The organism is Moorena sp. SIO3B2, assembly GCF_010692525.1.
Classification (GTDB): Bacteria; Cyanobacteriota; Cyanobacteriia; order Cyanobacteriales; family Coleofasciculaceae; genus Moorena; species Moorena producens.
Map to the genome: position 1 here is coordinate 1 of NZ_JAAHHE010000809.1, position 1,684 is coordinate 1,684.

Genomic DNA, 1,684 nt, shown 5'->3' on the forward strand with positions numbered 1-1,684 from the left:
GGTAAAGGTGGACAAAGCGGCTTAGCTGTAGGTTGTGCAGGACCAAGCTTAAGGATTCGGAATGTGGTAGTTGGTGGAGAAATTGAAGGTTGAAGGTTTGGAGGTTGAAGGTTGAAGGTTGAAGGTTTGGAGGTTGAAGGTTTGGAGGTTTGGAGGTTTGGAGGTTAAACAACAAAGCAGTAATGGCTAATAGAGCATTAGCAAAAGTCGAAAACTATTATCCAAAGTCCCACCCTGTTATCTGTCCTTGTTCTGTAATCCGAAATTCCCTACAACTGCGGCAACAGTAATGAGTATGCAACGGTTGGTGATATCACCTGCACAGCGTCAAGACCAAGGGATTGTTTTAACTGATGCCCAACAGCATTATCTAATTAGAGTGTTGCGGCTGAGAAAGGGCGATCGCTTTATTGCTATGGATGGAGAGGGTGGCTGGTATGTTAGTGAGTTAGAAGGTGATTTGACTCAAGCTAAAATTGTCGCATCTGAGCACATTCAAACCGAATTGCCTAAACAGGTAACCTTGATGGCTGCGATGCCTAAAGGGAGTGGATTTGAGCAAATTTGTCTGATGGCAACGGAGTTGGGAGTGACTCGGATTGTGCCGTTGAAAAGCGATCGCACTTTACTCAATCCTAGTCCTCAAAAGCTCCAGAGGTGGCGGCGCATCACCCAAGAAGCAGCAGAGCAATCAGAACGGGAAGTTGTGCCTAAAATTCTTGAACCTGTCGAGTTTTCCGATAGTCTTCAATTGCCGGAAACCCGAGAAGCCTATCGCTATATTTGTGTAGCTCGGGGAAAGGCTCCCCATCTACTCAATTGCTTATTAGATTTACGATTAGGATTGGATACTGGTCAAACAGACCCTGCTCAACATCCTGGCATTGTCATTGCTACCGGACCTGAGGGTGGTTGGACAACTCAAGAGCTAGAACAAGCTACTGCTGCTGGATTTATAGCTGTTTCTCTAGGAAGTCGCATTCTCCGAGCTATCACTGCTCCTATTGTTAGCTTGTCTATAGTAGCAGCAGTGTCGGAATCATCAGTTAAGACAAAAGGTGATAATTTTGCTTGAGCAATTGACAACATGATCCGCAACTGAGCCAATACACTGGGTTTGTCCATTATTCAATTCAATTACTATAGCGCTAGTTTAAGTTTGAAATTAAATCTAATCAATCCATACAACCCTCAACTCCTCTAAAAGGGTAGCGCTAGTAAAATTTGATCACCAAATTTTACAAAACTATAACGCTATATAAACTAACTAAAAAATAGCGCTAGATAATTTTTGACTTGACTAAGTCGCTATTTAAAAAATAAAACCAATGACTTGATCTATCCCTTAAGCCTTGAATAAAATTAGCGCTATAGTAAAGCATCCATAAATCCCACAAATAAATTAGCGCTATAGTAAAACCTTAATCCCAATAATCCCATATAGTCTTTACCACCCCTAAAAGAGTAGCGCTATTTAAATTCCCGGCATCACTTTGTAAAAATTTGTAAAAATTTCCCACAAACAGAAATAATGTGCTAAGCTAAGTATAGCGCTAATTAAAGGAGCAAAAAAAATGACAGTGGTCGGAACTACCCAAGCAGCTTTTCTTCTAGGGATTTGTGTCCAACGAGTCCGTCAACTTCTGAAAAATGGCAGAATTAAGGGCGCTCAAAAAGTTGGCAG

General features: G+C 41.6%; 1 protein-coding gene. It reads left to right on the top strand.

Annotation, left to right across the window (positions count from 1 at the left end; translation table 11 throughout):
* The first annotated feature begins 295 nt into the window (after nucleotides 1-295).
* Nucleotides 296-1,075: a 16S rRNA (uracil(1498)-N(3))-methyltransferase gene (locus F6K38_RS41305; RefSeq protein WP_287360636.1), complete on the top strand. Its 780-nt coding sequence runs from the start codon at nucleotides 296-298 to the stop codon at nucleotides 1,073-1,075.
* Nucleotides 1,076-1,684 lie beyond the last annotated feature (609 nt).

Excerpts from the sequence above, each read along its gene's own strand:
- F6K38_RS41305 (WP_287360636.1), top strand. The coding sequence starts at position 296 with ATGCAACGGTTGGTGATATCACCTGCACAGCGTCAAGACCAAGGGATT.